Origin of the sequence: Phocaeicola sp. RTP21198st1_B8_RTP21198_201120, assembly GCF_040929485.1 — a bacterium.
Taxonomy (GTDB): Bacteria; Bacteroidota; Bacteroidia; order Bacteroidales; family Bacteroidaceae; genus Phocaeicola; species Phocaeicola dorei.
This window is the reverse complement of sequence record NZ_JBCOCI010000271.1, coordinates 1-1,685: the sequence shown is the minus strand read 5'-3', so window position 1 is coordinate 1,685 and position 1,685 is coordinate 1. Positions and strand designations below refer to the sequence as shown.

General features: G+C 44.6%; 2 protein-coding genes. Both read right to left on the bottom strand.

All coding sequences use genetic code 11. From position 1 onward, the window contains the following. Positions 1 to 43: 43 nt before the first annotated feature. A complete protein-coding gene (locus AB5935_RS25320) occupies positions 44 to 817 on the bottom strand; it encodes a M15 family metallopeptidase (protein WP_004323969.1) in 774 nt (257 codons plus the stop codon). A gap of 67 nt (positions 818 to 884) precedes the next feature. Beyond that, positions 885 to 1,685: DUF6493 family protein (locus tag AB5935_RS25315; RefSeq protein ID WP_368327791.1), on the bottom strand; the 801-nt coding region annotated here is incomplete at its 5' end.

The following is a 1,685-nucleotide window of genomic DNA, read 5'->3' as shown; positions in this document are numbered from 1 at the left end:
CAATGAATCGTCGAGCTCTGATTATGGGGTTGTTGAGTGTCGGTTATGGTATTAACTTATACTTCTGTTTGGCTACGTCCCGGCTGCAAAAATTGAAATGCCACCATTCGCTGGGTAATGCACGGAATCCGGCTTCTTTCATCACTTTTCGTAGCAGTAATCGGTTCTGACGCTCTGTTTCACTCATTTTTCCATTATGTACCAATCCGATCTCGTCTGTGATGTGTGCTTCCATGCTTAAGTGGTCTACTTTGGTTCCCATCGGTAGGGGCTGTCCCAGAGAGTCTTGGATGCTGATGTCTACTGCCAGTCCGTAGTTGTGTAACCCGCCTCCACGGTTGGGGTTGGAGACATATTTATATTTGGACGTTCCTTCCACTACGTTCCACATCTTTTTCTGTACCGACATGGGACGTGCCGCATCGTAAATGATAAGACTATAAGACGGGTGTAGTTTCTTTAAGGCTTTTTGTGCTTCTATCAGAGCGTATGCCGCATCTGGATGCAGGTAGGCTTCCGTTAAGTTGTCGTAAAGCACTTCGCCTGTGAAATTATCAGCCTGTGTATACATCAGTTTTACAACGAGACTGCTATCCAGGTCAGCTATATTGACGAGTCCTAATGAGTCCATGTAGAGAGCCATTTCGCTTCGTTCCGGTGGTGAGATGATGGAACATTCTTCGCATGGTTGTATATCCTCCGTCGTTTGTTCGTATTCCATGAGGGGAGTGCTCTCCTTTTCCTTATGGCTGGAAAAGAAGGAGCATCCTGTCAGCAGTAAACAGAAAATAGCTAAACTATATTTTAGAATAATCATTCAACCTTTTGTATTTAGTGTGCCAAAGATACTTCTTTTTGGCTTTAGCTCCAATAAGCTACCTCTCTTACCGTTGGATATTAGCTACTGCTTTCTTCAGATTGGCCACTCCTTTCCATGCGTCAAGCAGGTGCAAAACGTGTTCGTCTTCGGCTTTGCTGTGGTTGATGGATAACAGCTCTGCATATATTTCTAGTAATTTCTTTAAGTCTTTGACAGGCTTTTCTGGAAGTCCGGTCAACATTGCCACGATTAGTTTCTCTAATTCCCGGTTATGCAGCGGACTGACGTTTATCATTTGTTGCTGTATCAGGTCAGTGAGTCTTTTCAGCGGTCCCCAGCCGGTATGTTGATGCGAACCTAAGATACTGCCTATGCGTCCACTGTCTATGGAGCCTTGACCTACACGCTCTATCCAGATTTCGGCTGCATAGGAACGGGAAGTTTTATCGGCTACCAGCATGCAAGTGGCTTCCAGCAGGTAAGACACTTCGTGCCATGTATGCCTTAACTGATGAAGCGCTTCAATAGCAGCTTGGGTGATACCTGCTTCCCTTACCTCATTTAACGTCGGGGCGTATATGGCACTGCGGATGCACCATACCAATAGTGGCTCCGGTATATTGGGAGTTAACCATGCCAAACGTGGTAAGTCGTTCTGTATGTCGTCAAAACGTTCTATCTGTGGGTACATTTCAACCAGTAACGGATGCGGATCGTATGAATAGTAACTGACTCTTTCATTATATTTGTCTTTATTGATGACATGAGAGTTCTCGCTTTCCGGAATATCGAAAGTAAGAGTTGAACAAATCCATTCTACCGTTTTCTTGTTATAATCCGTGTACGAGTCAGTATACTGATATGT

Bases quoted from the DNA above. Each gene is read 5' to 3' on its own strand.
- AB5935_RS25320 (WP_004323969.1), bottom strand. From the start codon at position 817: ATGATTATTCTAAAATATAGTTTAGCTATTTTCTGTTTACTGCTGACA.